We start from the raw sequence: 14,109 nt of genomic DNA on the forward strand, positions 1-14,109 counted from the left end.
TCTACATATTCATTCATATTTCCATACCGATTCCTTACATGATATTCAATAGTTATATCAAATATGATGTACTAATTATAGTTACATATTCTTAAATATTTGCTACTTGAAGTTCGCAAGAAGATATACAAGAGGTGAATTCCAGTAGATCGTTACCTCATTACATGAATAACTCTGTGCGTTGTCGACATAGCATCTCTCCTTTGGAATCTTTGCAAGAACAGCCTTCGCATATGGATCCTCAAGGTTTCCATCGGCACCGCCCACAAGCATTCCAGGCATTGCCTTGCCCAGTGCCTCTGAAGGTCTGTGGTGTGGATTCTCAGGAGTCTGTGAACCATATCCTGTCACATAACAGTAGCTGACTGCATTTCTTCCAAGTATATAGTTGAGCTGGTCTGCCGCATAGTCCACATATGAATCGTCGCCCAGAACCTTTGATGCCATGAGCAGAAGGATTCCGTTATCCGCAACGACCATGTTGCTTCCCCATACATAAGAGCCGCCTGTTGTTGAACCGAAGCCGCTGCCGGCATAGTTATCTACAAGCTTGTCAGCACCCTTCTTAAGTATCTCCTTCTCTGCTGCGCAGTCCTTTACATTTACACAGTAGTCATATATTCCATAATATCCGACATCCGCCCATCCAAGGCCGTACTTAACGCTTCCCTCGATGGCTGTCTTCACATAATCATTGTAGCTCTCATCACCTGTTGCGATATACAGCTCCGCTGCTGCCCACAGGTACTCATCGCTGTCATTGCTGTCAGGATACTCACCTGTAACTATGCTTCCAACGTTCTTAAAGCCTGCATCTCCCTGATGCTGCTCAAGATACTTCCATGCCTTCTGAGCTGCAGCAAGACATGAATCTGCAAATGCTGCATCGTACTTTCTGTATACAACTGAAGCCTTTGCCATAACAGCCGCAAAATCGCCTGTTGCTGTGTTGGATATAGGTGAGAGTATCATCTGAGCAGTCTCCTCAACAGCAGCCACCATCTCAGGGAACACCTCTCCGGTAACCTTGTGATAAACTCCGCCGCTGGTCTCATCCTGCATCTTGAGCATCCAGTCAAGCTCGTATCTGACCTCATCCAGAACGTCAGGAACACCGTTGCCGCTCTCAGGTATTCCGATAGCGTCGTCCTTTGCCGCATACTCTGAATCCTCATATGTAAGGAGCAGATCCTGTACCGCCTTTGCGCCCGGAACAACATATCTTCCGTAGTCTCCGGCATCATGCCATCCGCCGGTCACATCCTTTGCAACATCTGAGCCGTACACTATGGCAGTTCCCGTGTGACATGCAGCGTGTGCAAAATCACCGGCTATGGCTGAATCAAGCTCTGTTCCACATCTCTGGTCATAGAACATGAGCACTGACGCCTTGTATATATCGTCATACACGCCATCCCCAACAGGGAACTCGTATGATTCTGCTCCGGTGTCGAGAACTATCTTGTATGTACCCTGATCCTTGACATCAGAGAAATCTATAACCGCACATTTGTCGCCCACAGCAGGATCGTAATCCCAGCCAGATACGTCACCCTTGCTGACTACCTTGTCATCAGCGACGCTCTTTACCTCGTAGCTCTTGGCGTCTCTGTCAGTCACTGTGGCAAGCTTCTTCGCATCCTTGCCGTAACCCATCTGGTTGATGCCAACCAGCTTTGGATCAGGAATACCCTCAACGCTCTGTGCGCTTGAGGCGTCAACTACAGTGAGCTTGATATTGTCAAAGTATACCTTGTGAGGCACGCTGTCATCACCAACGCCCTCGAAATGTCCCAGATTCATACACATTCTAGGTGCCGGATCCGATGCCTCGCTCATGGTGAACTGGTTGGATATGTGCTGTGTCTCAGTGCCTATCGTTATGTCATCCATCACATAAGCGTGGTAATCACCGCCATTTATCTGAAGTCTGTACTGAATTCCTCTCTCAATGGTGCTGTGCACGTCAAATGACAGCTCATACACACAATCCTGGTTGAGCTCAAATCCGTCATAGTATATCTGGTTCGCATAATCCAGGCTTCCTGTTCCGGTTATATCCAGACACAGTTCTCCGTTCTCTGCTCCGAGTACGGCCTGTCCGCCATTTGAATATGTATGGCACTCGTCCGTGTCATTGTCATCAAAGTTCAGGTCTATCAGGACATCCCCTGCCTTGACCTCTGTCTTCTCCTGTTCAGCCTCCTCCGAAGCAGCCTCCTCTGTCTTCTCCTCCGAGGTCGCAGCCTCGCTGGTCTCCGCCTGGCTTGTCGCCTCTGTCACATCGTCCTTGCCCTGACCTCCGCAGCCAGCCAGCATGGACATACCCATAGCCGCAGCCATCGCAATGGCCAGTACCTTCTTCATCTTTGCCATGTTAACCCTCCATAAACCTTATAATCTCCTGAAACGCCATATGTCCCCCAAAGATATCCAGTGCACTCCCTATGGTCACGTCTATCCTGTTCCTTCCGAGACTTCTGAGCTGTTCCAGATCGTCAAATGATGCCACACCTCCGGCATATGTCATCGGCAGCTTTCCCCATCTTCCAAGCATGTCCGCAACATGGGTCTCTATGCCTGACGCCTTGCCCTCCACATCCACCGCATGAACGAGATACTCGTCGCAGTATTCTGAGAGCCGGTCAAGCGTTGCCTCCTCCACCTTTACATTTGTAAATTTCTGCCATCTGTCAGTGACAATATAATACTCTCCGTCCCTCTTCCGGCAGGACAGATCCAGCACCAGATGTTCTCTGCCCACAGCCTTCTCAAGTGCCTTCAGGTTGTCGTAGTTGATCTCTCCATCCCTGAACACAAATGATGTGGCTATGACATGTGACGCACCCATATCTATGAACCGCTGTGCATTGTCAGCATTTATTCCCCCGCCTATCTGCAGTCCTCCCGGATATGCAGCCAGAGCGAGCTGTGCCTGTCTTACATCGGCGTCATAGTATTCGCTGGACGCAGGATTGAGAAGTATGATATGACCACCCTTAAGTCCATAGCTTTTGTACAGTTCAGCAAAGAAGTCTCCGTCCTTCTGTGATACAAAGTTTTCATCTGCTCTGTCACCCTCATCACAGAGACTGCCTCCAACTATCTGCTTTACCTGTCCATTGTGTATGTCTATGCATGGTCTGAATTTCATATCGTCTGTCTCCTGTCGCGTTTGTCACCTTTTGGTGTAAATTTTGCTCATATAACTGCTATTTTATCATACAAAATACAAATATGACACAATAAATGGATTAACCAGGCAAAACTTTATTTGATTACATGGGCCAAAGGCTTTACAATAGATACAATTATGTGCTTTATGGAAAGGATGGGGAACAACTTATGAATTACTCACTAAAAGCCGAACTGGACAACTGCTATTCCTATGCCGATTCGCTGGACAACGACGGCTACGGTGCGCGCCAGAAGACAGGACTCAAGACAAGAGAGATGCTTCAGTTTGACCTGCTTCAGTTTCTTGCATATCTGTCCAGCTCCGACCAGGCAGAACTTACCCTGGAGATAAAATTTGTCCGCGAATACCTGAACCAGCACTTTACAACAGACAAATTCCGCACATTCAAATATGAGAGAACAACCAGGGATTTTGCCGTGACACCACCTAGATCCCTTACATATTTTGTACAGGGCGATCTGGCCCGGGCAAAGGTAAATCCCAAATCAGTATACCGTTCCAGAGATTACGTCAGAATGTTCAAGCTCATGGGTCAGGAATTCATCGCCTGCAACAACATGACTGACGACAACGAGATAGCAAGGCTCACAGGCTACTGCCTCATGCTCGACAAATATCTCAAGTCCATGAACCTGTACGCCATAGATCCAAGCCCACTGCTCGACAAGTACAACGCACTCCCAAAGAGTGCTTCCCCAGTCTCACAGACTCCGGCTAAGTCGACAGCTTCCGAAAGGGCTGAACCCGTCAAGGATGTGGACACTCTTCTCGAGGAACTGAATTCCATGACCGGTCTCGAGAGCGTGAAGAAGGACATCACCAACCTCGTAAACCTTCTGAAGATCAAGAAGCTCCGCGAGGAAAACGGCATGAAACAACCGTCCGTATCTCTCCACCTTGTATTCTCCGGCAATCCGGGAACAGGAAAGACCACGGTGGCAAGACTTCTTGCAAATATATATAAGGGTCTGGGCATACTGTCAAGAGGACAGCTTGTCGAGGTCGACAGAGGCGGACTTGTTGTGGGATATATTGGTCAGACAGCCGTCAAGACAACCGAGGTCATAGAATCAGCCCTCGGCGGGATCTTATTTATAGATGAGGCTTATACTCTCACCGCAGGCAAAGGTGAGAATGATTTCGGCCAGGAGGCAGTGGACACGCTGCTCAAAGCTATGGAGGATCACAGAGATGATCTCATAGTCATAGTTGCCGGCTACCCGGATCTCATGGAACGGTTCCTGAGCTCCAACCCGGGACTTCGTTCCAGATTCAACAAATTCATCACATTTGAGGATTACACCGGGGACGAGCTTATGTCCATCTTCGAGAGCATGTGTTCCAAGCAGGAATACAAGCTGGACGATGATGCCCGCGCATACGCCTCAGAATACTGGCACGACAAAGCCGCACATCACGACGATACATTTGCCAACGCCCGTGAAGTCCGTAACTTTATGGAATCCGCCATATCCAGGCAGGCCACCAGAATAGTTTCCATGGACAACATTGACGTAGCCACACTTGAGACCCTTACAAAGGAAGATCTGATGGCTTAGGCTTGTAATATTTTTTGGATAAAGAAAGAGAGGTATTTTATTTTGAACAGATCATTATCGACAGATAATCCTATCATGTATTTTCTAACCATAGTGTGCGATATAGTAATATTGCATTTTCTGTGGCTGCTGACTTCCTTGCCAATCCTCACGATAGGTGCATCGACCACAGCACTCTACTACACCACCATGAAATGCATCAGAAACGGTCAGGGCGGCGTGGTCAAGCTGTTCTTCAAGAGCTTCAGGGAGAATTTCAAACAGGCTACAGGGATAGGAGTTCTGGCTCTGCTTGCCGGTGTCCTGTGTGCATTTGACATGTGGTTCGCCGTGAGCAGGAACATCAAGAGTATGCTGGTCATATTCACCATCATGTCACTTATCTACCTGTTCACTGTCCTGTATGTATTCCCACTTCAGGCGCAGTTTGAGAACACAGTCAAAGCGACCATCAAGAACGCATTCCTCATGTCCATCAAGAATCTTCCATGGACACTTCTCATGGTTGCGATAACGGCAGCGATCGCAGCGGGATGCTATTTCAGCTCCACCGTGCTCGGTCTTATGCTCATATGTGTCGCAGGACTTCACGCTTATCTGTGCTCACTGGTATTTGTACACATCTTCAACGAGTACATGCCGGAGGAGGAAGAGAAGAGCGACGAGGACTTCCATATAGTTGACGATACAGACGAGGACTAACACCCCTTGCCAACACATACAGATGAATAATATACATGGCGTGCGCCGGCTTTCTTCATAAGGCCGGCGCACACGTCTATGGTGACACCGGTTGTATATATGTCATCCACAAGCAGGATATTTCTGTACTCCGGGTACACTCTGCCTATGTCCATGGATGTCTTTATGTTGTTTGCCCTCTCCAGGTTGTCCAATTTCTTCTGCGGTGTGGTGTACTTTCTTCTCACCAGCATATCCTCACAGAATTGAAGCCCCAGTTCATCAGCGACAACCTTCGCCAGTACAGCCGCTTGATTGTAGCCGCGCTGTCTCTGCTTTCTCCTGTGCAAAGGTACACTGGTGACCGCATCTATTCCATACCTTCTGACATACGGGCGCACCTTCTCCGCCATCTGAGCTCCGTAGAAATCACAATATTCTTTTTTGTTATGGTATTTTATCGCCAGAACACTGGCTTTGACGGGTTCCACGTAATTAAATACAGGGAAACCTTTTTCGAAATTTCTTGAATGTTTTTCACAGTCCAGACAGAGCTCCCGCTCTTCACTGTCGACCTCCTTGCCGCACACCATACATGACGGAGTCTTCACATAGGGAAGGCTGTTATGCCCTCTGCATATCAGCCCTTCTCCCATCGGAAGCACCTCGTCACATATCGCACACCGGCGGGGATACAGGAGATCCGTGAGCAGTCGTCCGAACCCGAACTTATCTGCGCATCGTTTCATCTTCTCTCCATCTCCCTGAGTCTCAGTGCAAATGAGGTGTATCTCTTCTGTTCATCCTCATTGTCTATCATCGTATTTACCAGTCCTATATTGCCCACTATGACCACGCTTCTTCTGGCTCTCGTCACCGCCGTGTACAGCAGGTTTCTGTTCAAAAGCTTAGGTGGGCATCTGAGAAGCGGGATCACAACCACGGGATACTCACTTCCCTGCGACTTATGTATGGTTATCGCAAATGCATGCTCAAGCTCCTCAAGCTGGTTGTATGGATACTCAGTCTGTCTTCCATCGTCAAATTCCACCACGATCCTCTGCTCGTAGTCGTCAACAGCCTTTACAAATCCAATATCGCCGTTGAACACTCCGACTCCTTCCTCCTTGGCAAATCTGCCCGACGGATCCAGTATCTTCCACTCCTGCTTGTAATTGTTCTTGACCTGCATGACCTTATCGCCCTGTCTGAACACCACATCGCCCCGGTCATGCTCGGGCTTTCCGTGTCCCTCCGGATTGAGGACATCCTGAAGCTGCTTGTTGAGGTTCTCAACACCCATATCATACTTACGCATAGGTGTCAGCACCTGTATATCCGATTTATCCACACCAAAATATGATGGAAGCTGATTTGTCAGAAGCACCTTGAGCTCTGCCACGATCTCATTATAGCCATTCCTTGGAACAAAGAAGAAATCCCTGCTCTTGTTCTTGATCTCCACATGCTCTCCATCCTTTATCCTGTGGGCATTGCCTATGATATCGCTGTCCTCGCCCTGTCTGTATATCCTGTCCAGCACCGACACGCTGAACACACCGGACGCTATGATATCCTTGAGCACATTTCCCGGGCCAACTGACGGAAGCTGATCCGAATCACCCACAAGCACAAGTCTTGTGCCCGGAGCCACAGCCTTGAGCAGACTGTAGAAAATGCTGCTGTCAACCATGGACATCTCATCTATTATGATAACATCGGCCTCAAGTGGATTGCTCTCATTCCGCATAAATGTATACGCAGAAGTCTCTTCTCCTTCCACTCCACCCGTAAGCTCGAGCATTCTGTGTATGGTCTGTGCTCCGTATCCTGTGGCCTCTGTTATCCTCTTGGCTGCACGTCCTGTAGGCGCAGCGAGAACTATCTTCATCCTGAAGCTCTCGTATATCTTGATAAGTACATTTATGATCGTTGTCTTTCCGGTTCCGGGGCCTCCGGTTATGACCGCAACGCCGTGATCCACGGCATTTCTTATGGCAAGTCTCTGGGCATCAGCCAGCTTCATATTCTCTGACTTTTCTACCGTCTCAACAACCTTGTCTATCTTGAGCTTTGCCTTTGAGAAATCTATGTTGAGCTCACACAGAAGTCTTGCCGAATTGAGCTCCATATAATAATTAGGTGCTGCATACACGGCATTTGTCACGTTTGACTCTGACTCCGTATCCAGCAAATCCATGTCTATGTCAGCCACCGGATCATCAAGGCTCACATCTGGGAGCTCCCCTGAATCTGGATCGTCCTTCAACTCCTTTATGATTATCTTGCCGGCAACGCTGAGCTCAAGTATCTGATTGCATATAGACATCTCAAGCTCCGGATCATATGGCATGTACTCATTCATCAGCAATGAATATGTCTTGTCTACCAGCATCTTCTGGGGAATATACATATGGCCAAGTCCATTTGCACCGGATAGGGCATACATAATAGCGGCTCTTACCCTGAAATCCGAATCTCTTCCGATACCAAGTCTGTCCGCAATCTCGTCCGCTGTCCTGAATCCAACGCCCGTTATATCCTCTGCTATCTTATAGGGATTTGTCCTCACTATGTCGTACACTTCGTCACCGTATTCATTGTAGATCTTTACAGCGAGGTTCACCGGGATATTGAGACCGGTCAGGAACATGAGCGCATCCTGCATCTCTTTCTTCTCGTTGTATGACACGGCAATGTCTCTGGCCTTCCTCTCTGATATTCCACGTATCTCCGCAAGGCGCTCCGGCTCTTCCTCGATTATCCTGAGTGAGTCCATGCGAAACTTCTTCACTATACGTTTTGCCAGAGCCTCTCCGACACCCTTTATGATGCCCGAACCGAGGTACTTCTCAATACTGAGCACATCATCCGGCATCTTGATCTCACATGAGGTGAATTTGAACTGCAAATCATAAGTTGGATGCTCTACATAATCCCCCTCCGCCGATACATAGATCCCCTCTGCAACGCCGTGAAGATTCCCCACAAAAATATCTTCGCCGTCCTCGCCCTCAACGGCGAAGACGGCGTACCCATTGTCTTCATTCTTATATATAACTTTCTCTACGTAACCTTCTCTTACCAAGTTTTCTCTCCTCTGAAGACTGAGTCCTCAGCTCCTGTCTTAATTGTTCTTCTCGCTGAGAAGCTCGATGTACTTTCCTGTACCAATGGCCACCGCTCTGAGTGGATCCTCCGCTGTCATGGTGGTTATTCCTGTCTTCTCCTCAAGCAGCTCCTCAAGTCCGTGGAGCAGCGCACCACCACCAGTCAGAACTATACCACGATCTGCAATATCAGCAGCAAGCTCAGGAGGAGTTCTCTCCAGAACTGAATGAACAGCTTCACATATCTGGGACGCAGGCTCACGAAGTGCCTCCTCCGTCTCATCCGATGTGACCGTAACAGTCTTCGGAAGACCGGTTACAAGGTTTCTGCCTCGTATATCCAACGTTATATTCTCAGGTCTTCTGTAACATGTACCTATCTTGATCTTGATCTCCTCGGCGGTTCTCTCTCCTATGAGAAGGTTATGCTTCTTTCTCATGAATCTGACAACTGCCTCATCAAAATCATCTCCGGCCACCTTAATGGATGCACTGACAACAGGACCTCCGAGAGAGATGACTGCTATATCGGCAGTTCCACCACCTATATCAACTATCATGTTACCACATGGTCTGTATATATCTATTCCTGCGCCAATGGCTGCTGCCACAGGCTCCTCAATTATGGACACATCCCTGGCACCGGCCGCATAAGTTGCATCCTCAACTGCCTTCTTCTCAACCTCTGTAACCTGAGAAGGTACACATACGCTGATCCTAGGTCGTCTTCCAAAATAACTCCTTCCGACAGCCTTCTGTATGAAATACTTGAGCATCTTCTCTGTTATCGTATAATCAGAGATTACGCCCTGCCTGAGAGGTCTGATGGCCACTATATTACCCGGAGTTCTTCCAAGCATAAGTCTCGCCTCTTCACCAATAGCCACTATCTTATTAGTATCCCTGTCGTATGCAACTACTGAAGGCTCCTTGAGTACGACTCCTTTGCCTTTCACATACACCAGTATACTGGCTGTACCTAAATCTATACCAATATCTGCGCTTGCCATCACAAGTCTCCCTTCTATTCGTTCACGTCCCTTAATATTACAAGAGATGCATTGCTGCCGTCAAGCCATTTCATGCTAACTTCAGTCAAATCCATGATCTTGTCGAGACTTCTTATATAGCTTCTCCAGTGGACCTCCTTGCTGTCCGTAGCCAGATGCTGATCCGGACCTCCCATGAGCTTGTACTTATCTCTGAGATTCTCTATAAGGAGCTTACTGTCCTTGTCTGTAAAATCATATCCAAGCATATCGTTCAGAGTCCTGTTCGAGAACAGCACTCTTCCAGTATCAACTTCTCTAATAAATATACCCTCATCAATATAGTTATATGTATCGAGGAGAACACTGTTTATGCGTTTAACGCTGTCATCGCTCTCTATCTTCTCAATGGCACTTCTGAGTACATCACCTGTCTGCTTTACAAATTCAATCTCCTCTGTGGTCCACAATTTGTTGATAGAGGTATTCGCCAACACAAATACCGCTCCATAATTGCCATTGACATACACAGGAACTGCGGTAAAGCTCTTAACAGGCCCCCCTGACATGATCTTCTTAGCTGCTTCATCCATATGCTTTGCATCTATCACAAGGTATCCCTTGTCCACCAGCTTGCCCGAGCCCTGACCATTCTGCCATGATCTGAACTTCATGTTGGCGCGCTGCCACTCTGTCACATACTCCTCCGCAGACATGCTCTGATTCTTGGACCAGATATACTGGCAATCCAGATCTCCCTGCTTGTCCTTCACATACAGGGCTGCCACGTCAGCATTTAAGACCTCGCCCACCTGTGCTATCACGTCATTGATAACCTGCTGGGAGCTCTTATCTGAAGTGTTCAGGGCATCAAGCAGAATCTTCTGCCACTGCAGCTTGTTCTCCATTATGACCTCCTCTGACTTGGCACGGATCGCCTCCTTTGCCAGGATCTGAGAGCTGAATGCGTATTCGGAGAAAATGCGTCCAAGCTGCCACTGCACCTTGTATACGCTCTCCATTTTCTTCGCATCCTCGTCATCATATGAGCAGCATATCCATGTTGCCACATGCTTGCCATCTATCATGATCGGTGCACCACAGATCATACTTCCCGTGATGTCATCGTCCATTTCCATCATAACCGGAACATTGTTCCTGAGAACTACCTCATTTAACTTCATATATATCTGCTTATACTGAGGCTTCTCAAACATATCATAGAAATAACCCATATGCTTCTGAGGGCCGGCCGGCTCAACCATCTTCTTGCCCACAGGATCTATGATAGTTGTATAAAGTCCTGTGAGTGCAGAGAACGCCTTCGTTATCAGAGTCCACTTCTCGGTATCTATCTGATTCCTTTCCTCATCCGACTGGGTATTTGTCTTCATAATGTATGAGAGCTTGTCATCGAACTCCTTCTTAGCGCGCTCAACACTGTTCTCAAGAGCCTTCTTGTCCGTAATATCAGATATAAAATACTCAACCGTGTATGTGTTATCAGCCGCCTGTGTCACAGAGCTCTGGGACTTCACCCAAATAACCTCGCCTCTGTCGTTGACTATCCTGAACTCTTCCTCGTAGTCCTTGTCCTCGCGCTTCGTGGCGTTTCTGACATTCGCCATAACCCTGCTTCTGTCCTTCGGATGAATATAATCCTCTATGAGTCTGTCACCAAGCTTGATGGCATCCACATTTATTCCCATCTGCTTGGCGTTCGGGGTTATATACTTGAAGATCGGTCTGCCATTCTCGTACTGCTGTACCATGACAAAGCTCTTGATCTTAGACATGGCAGATAATATATACGCCGCCTGATCCTCATTGTATCCGGTCTCCTTGTCCTTTATGAACAGGAGCTCTATTCCATCCATGTCGCCATCTGTGGTTCTCACGATGTGACACTTAAGTCTCATCTTATTTATATCTCTGTGAGCTGATACGATCCTAGTCTCCATCTCAAAATCATCCACTCCGGTATTCTGAACCTTGTAGAGCTGTCCGATCAGAAGGTCATAATCACTCTTAGGGAGCAGGTCGCTGAGTCCCACCAGCCCACTGTAGAAATTGCCATCTGTATATCCATACTCAGATATGTTCTTAGATACGTATCTCGTTCTCCATACACCCTCCGGCTTATACAGATACAGAGCTATAACGCCTATATGGTTTATGATCCTCTCAAGACTCACGCTTCCTATCGTAACGTCTGATCGAAGCTCAAACAATACCATATACGCCTTCTTGTCACCATATTCAAACTGGTTGACAAATCCACTGACTACATATCTGTCCTTGTCGTTAACTATAAGTCCAAGTCTGTGCCATATGATAGCCTTCTTGTCGTCAAGTGTCGGCCAGAACTCATCGCTGACCATAAACTTATCCGGCTCCATGGCAATGGATTCAACATCCGAACCCACGATCTTAACTGCGGCATTGTTTATGCTGAGGACTTCACCATCCTCGCAGAACACAACCGCAGGATATTCAACTATTCCCAGAAAATCTGAATAACCACTAAGTCTGTTTATCTCCATAAATATCTCTCCATATATCCACTGCACAAGTGCAGTTTTATCCCATTATTATACACCCCGTATATTATTTACCCCTTAATGCACATAAAACTTTCCTATGTCCCATCACATAGAAAAGTTTCATGTTACCATATATCATATATTACTACTGTGCATCCTCAGCATCACTAACCATAGCAGTTGCCTCGCTCTTCAGTCCGGTAAATGCCTTGTCGGCAACATCCTTTGTTGAAGCACATGCAGAAATAACATTGTCCAGTGATGACAGAAGATCTGACATATATCTGCTTACGCTCTCGCACTCCTTCTTCACATTGTTGCGAAGTCTGGTTGCATCATCTGTGGCTGCATTTCTTGTATTGGCAGCATCCTTCTGAGCTTCCTCTCTCATAACCTTGCACTCGTAATCTGTCTTTGCCGACAGAGCCTCTGCATCTGCGTGAGATTTATTTCTTGTCTTCTCTGCCTCTGAGTATGCCTCATCCTTCATGCTGTTGCACTTTGCCTCGGTCTGATCATACATCTGCTGGCACTGTATCTCTGTATCTGTCTGGAGCTTTGTGCATCTCTCCTTGACATCTGTCTCGTATGCCTCGAGCTCTGCAGTTATAGTATTCTTCTTGTCTGTGCACTCCTTCTCAGTCTGTGCGATCAGTGCGTCTGCGCTCTCACGGGCCTCAAGAAGTGTTCTTGATATTGACTCGTATCTTCCTGCATTCTCAAGCTCTCTCTGCTTGTATGCATTGATCTGCTCCTTGAGTGACTCTATCTCGCTCTCCTGCTCTGAATTGGTCTTCTTGAGAGTCTCTATGGTCTTGGAAGACTCTGTCATATTGACCTCTCTCATGGTCTTGAGACTCAGAACAGCCTCGCTGAGCTTGTTGACGTTCGCCTTAAGCTCCTCTACTTCTTTATTGTGCTTTTCCTTAAGTTCATCAATATAGTAATCAACGGATGCCTTATCATATCCACCAAACTTCACTGTCTTCAGTGATTCTACTCTATCGTCAGTTACAACATCTTCTACCTGTTTTGCCATGACCTTACCTCCGAAAAACTAATCCTATTGTAGATACTCCGTAATTATAGCACACATAATTCTGTAAGCAAAGTATTTTTACCTTTTATGATTACAAACCACTTTTTTTATGCTATATTGTAACTGCTCATTGAATTTAAATTTTACGGAGGATCATATAGATGAAACACCATTCAAAACTTGTCATATTAGGTCTCGCGGCAACCCTCGTGATGACATCACTCACAGGCTGTCTTCACCGCAAGAAGACCACCTATCAGACATACATGCAGAACATTCTCGACGTCAACTACAAAGGAAGCTTTGACGGATACGTGAAGGACAACGACGGCTCCGAGGAGGACGCCTCAGCCATGTACAGCGACAGCATAGATTATCTGGCCGGCCAGCTCATCAATCATTACTCACTGAACAACGCAGAGACAGACGAGGTGGATGCTATATTTGACGAGACCGCAAAGGTCATCTACTCTAAGGCCAAATACGAGGTGTCAAGAGCCTATAAGAGCGGAAGCGACTACTATGTGGACGTGACCGTGTATCCTATGGACATTCTCAATCAGGCATTTGACGATGTGTTCGCATATATCGACGACTATAACAAGAAGATCAGCGCCGGCGATTTCAACAACACCACAAAGGAAGATTACGAGAAAGAATTTGCCCAGGGCGTGTCGGATATCCTTCAGAATAAAGCCGCAGACATGGATTACCGCAGTCCTGTTGTGGTCTCTGTGAAGATAACCGATGACGGCGACTATTACTGTGTTGACCCGGCGGGGCTGTCCCAGGTTGATGCATCCATGCTTGCAATAGAGGGTTCCCAGCAGAGCTCAGGCTCTGACAGCTCTGACAGCTCAAGCGAGGACAGTTCAGACGAAGGCGATATCTCCTCGGGTGGCGAGACCGCCGAGTAACTATATGCATTAAGAATGTGTCTTAAGAATATACATTAAGAAAAGCTCAGCCTGTGTGATTTCTACTGAATC

At 47.2% G+C, this 14,109-nt stretch carries 10 protein-coding genes; 3 read left to right on the top strand and 7 right to left on the bottom strand.

Going from position 1 to position 14,109, the window contains the following annotated elements; all coding sequences use genetic code 11:
* Positions 1 to 102: 102 nt before the first annotated feature.
* A complete protein-coding gene (locus DWW70_RS06050) occupies positions 103 to 2,376 on the bottom strand; it encodes a glycoside hydrolase family 9 protein (RefSeq protein ID WP_015534298.1) in 2,274 nt (757 codons plus the stop codon).
* 1 nt (position 2,377) lies between these two features.
* The gene (gene hisA / locus DWW70_RS06055; protein ID WP_117549738.1) at positions 2,378 to 3,154 is read right to left on the bottom strand and encodes a phosphoribosylformimino-5-aminoimidazole carboxamide ribotide isomerase; all 777 of its coding nucleotides are present in this window, start codon (positions 3,152 to 3,154) and stop codon (positions 2,378 to 2,380) included.
* A 191-nt stretch (positions 3,155 to 3,345) separates the two neighbouring features.
* On the opposite strand from hisA, the gene DWW70_RS06060 reads away from it, so the two are divergent.
* Both DWW70_RS06060 and DWW70_RS06065 read left to right on the top strand, forming a co-directional pair.
* Positions 3,346 to 4,758 carry an AAA family ATPase gene (locus DWW70_RS06060; RefSeq protein WP_118649462.1) on the top strand — a complete coding sequence of 471 codons (1,413 nt, stop codon included), beginning with the start codon at positions 3,346 to 3,348 and terminating at the stop codon, positions 4,756 to 4,758.
* A gap of 42 nt (positions 4,759 to 4,800) precedes the next feature.
* Entirely contained in the window at positions 4,801 to 5,460 is a 660-nt protein-coding gene (locus DWW70_RS06065; protein ID WP_055222447.1) for a YesL family protein, read from the top strand.
* On the opposite strand, the gene DWW70_RS06070 is transcribed toward DWW70_RS06065, so the two are convergent.
* The 5 genes from DWW70_RS06070 to DWW70_RS06090 form a co-directional block, all read right to left on the bottom strand.
* A complete protein-coding gene (locus tag DWW70_RS06070; protein WP_118649463.1) occupies positions 5,457 to 6,188 on the bottom strand; it encodes a ComF family protein in 732 nt (243 codons plus the stop codon). The two genes, DWW70_RS06065 and DWW70_RS06070, sit on opposite strands and share 4 nt — an antisense overlap.
* On the bottom strand, positions 6,185 to 8,527 hold the full coding sequence (gene recD2 / locus DWW70_RS06075; RefSeq protein ID WP_118649464.1) for an SF1B family DNA helicase RecD2: 2,343 nt from the start codon (positions 8,525 to 8,527) through the stop codon (positions 6,185 to 6,187). The genes DWW70_RS06070 and recD2 overlap by 4 nt, the downstream gene beginning before the upstream one ends.
* Before the next feature lie 39 nt (positions 8,528 to 8,566).
* The gene (locus DWW70_RS06080; RefSeq protein WP_015534302.1) at positions 8,567 to 9,559 is read right to left on the bottom strand and encodes a rod shape-determining protein; all 993 of its coding nucleotides are present in this window, start codon (positions 9,557 to 9,559) and stop codon (positions 8,567 to 8,569) included.
* 14 nt (positions 9,560 to 9,573) lie between these two features.
* Positions 9,574 to 12,081, bottom strand: a complete 2,508-nt coding sequence (locus tag DWW70_RS06085; protein ID WP_117875073.1) for a PAS domain-containing protein — start codon at positions 12,079 to 12,081, stop codon at positions 9,574 to 9,576.
* A 145-nt stretch (positions 12,082 to 12,226) separates the two neighbouring features.
* On the bottom strand, positions 12,227 to 13,120 hold the full coding sequence (locus DWW70_RS06090; RefSeq protein WP_015534304.1) for a hypothetical protein: 894 nt from the start codon (positions 13,118 to 13,120) through the stop codon (positions 12,227 to 12,229).
* Between the two features lie 161 nt (positions 13,121 to 13,281).
* Between DWW70_RS06090 and DWW70_RS06095 the strand changes: the two genes are divergently transcribed.
* A complete protein-coding gene (locus tag DWW70_RS06095; protein WP_117875071.1) occupies positions 13,282 to 14,037 on the top strand; it encodes a hypothetical protein in 756 nt (251 codons plus the stop codon).
* The last annotated feature ends 72 nt before the right edge of the window (positions 14,038 to 14,109 follow it).

The organism is Coprococcus sp. AF16-5 (assembly GCF_003479365.1).
In the GTDB taxonomy this organism is placed as follows: Bacteria; Bacillota; Clostridia; order Lachnospirales; family Lachnospiraceae; genus Coprococcus; species Coprococcus aceti.

Coding starts and splice junctions, on each gene's coding strand:
- DWW70_RS06085 (WP_117875073.1), bottom strand. CDS start 12,081: ATGGAGATAAACAGACTTAGTGGTTATTCAGATTTTCTGGGAATAGTT.
- DWW70_RS06070 (WP_118649463.1), bottom strand. CDS start 6,188: ATGAAACGATGCGCAGATAAGTTCGGGTTCGGACGACTGCTCACGGAT.
- hisA (WP_117549738.1), bottom strand. CDS start 3,154: ATGAAATTCAGACCATGCATAGACATACACAATGGACAGGTAAAGCAG.
- DWW70_RS06050 (WP_015534298.1), bottom strand. CDS start 2,376: ATGGCAAAGATGAAGAAGGTACTGGCCATTGCGATGGCTGCGGCTATG.
- DWW70_RS06090 (WP_015534304.1), bottom strand. CDS start 13,120: ATGGCAAAACAGGTAGAAGATGTTGTAACTGACGATAGAGTAGAATCA.
- DWW70_RS06095 (WP_117875071.1), top strand. CDS start 13,282: ATGAAACACCATTCAAAACTTGTCATATTAGGTCTCGCGGCAACCCTC.
- DWW70_RS06060 (WP_118649462.1), top strand. CDS start 3,346: ATGAATTACTCACTAAAAGCCGAACTGGACAACTGCTATTCCTATGCC.
- DWW70_RS06080 (WP_015534302.1), bottom strand. CDS start 9,559: ATGGCAAGCGCAGATATTGGTATAGATTTAGGTACAGCCAGTATACTG.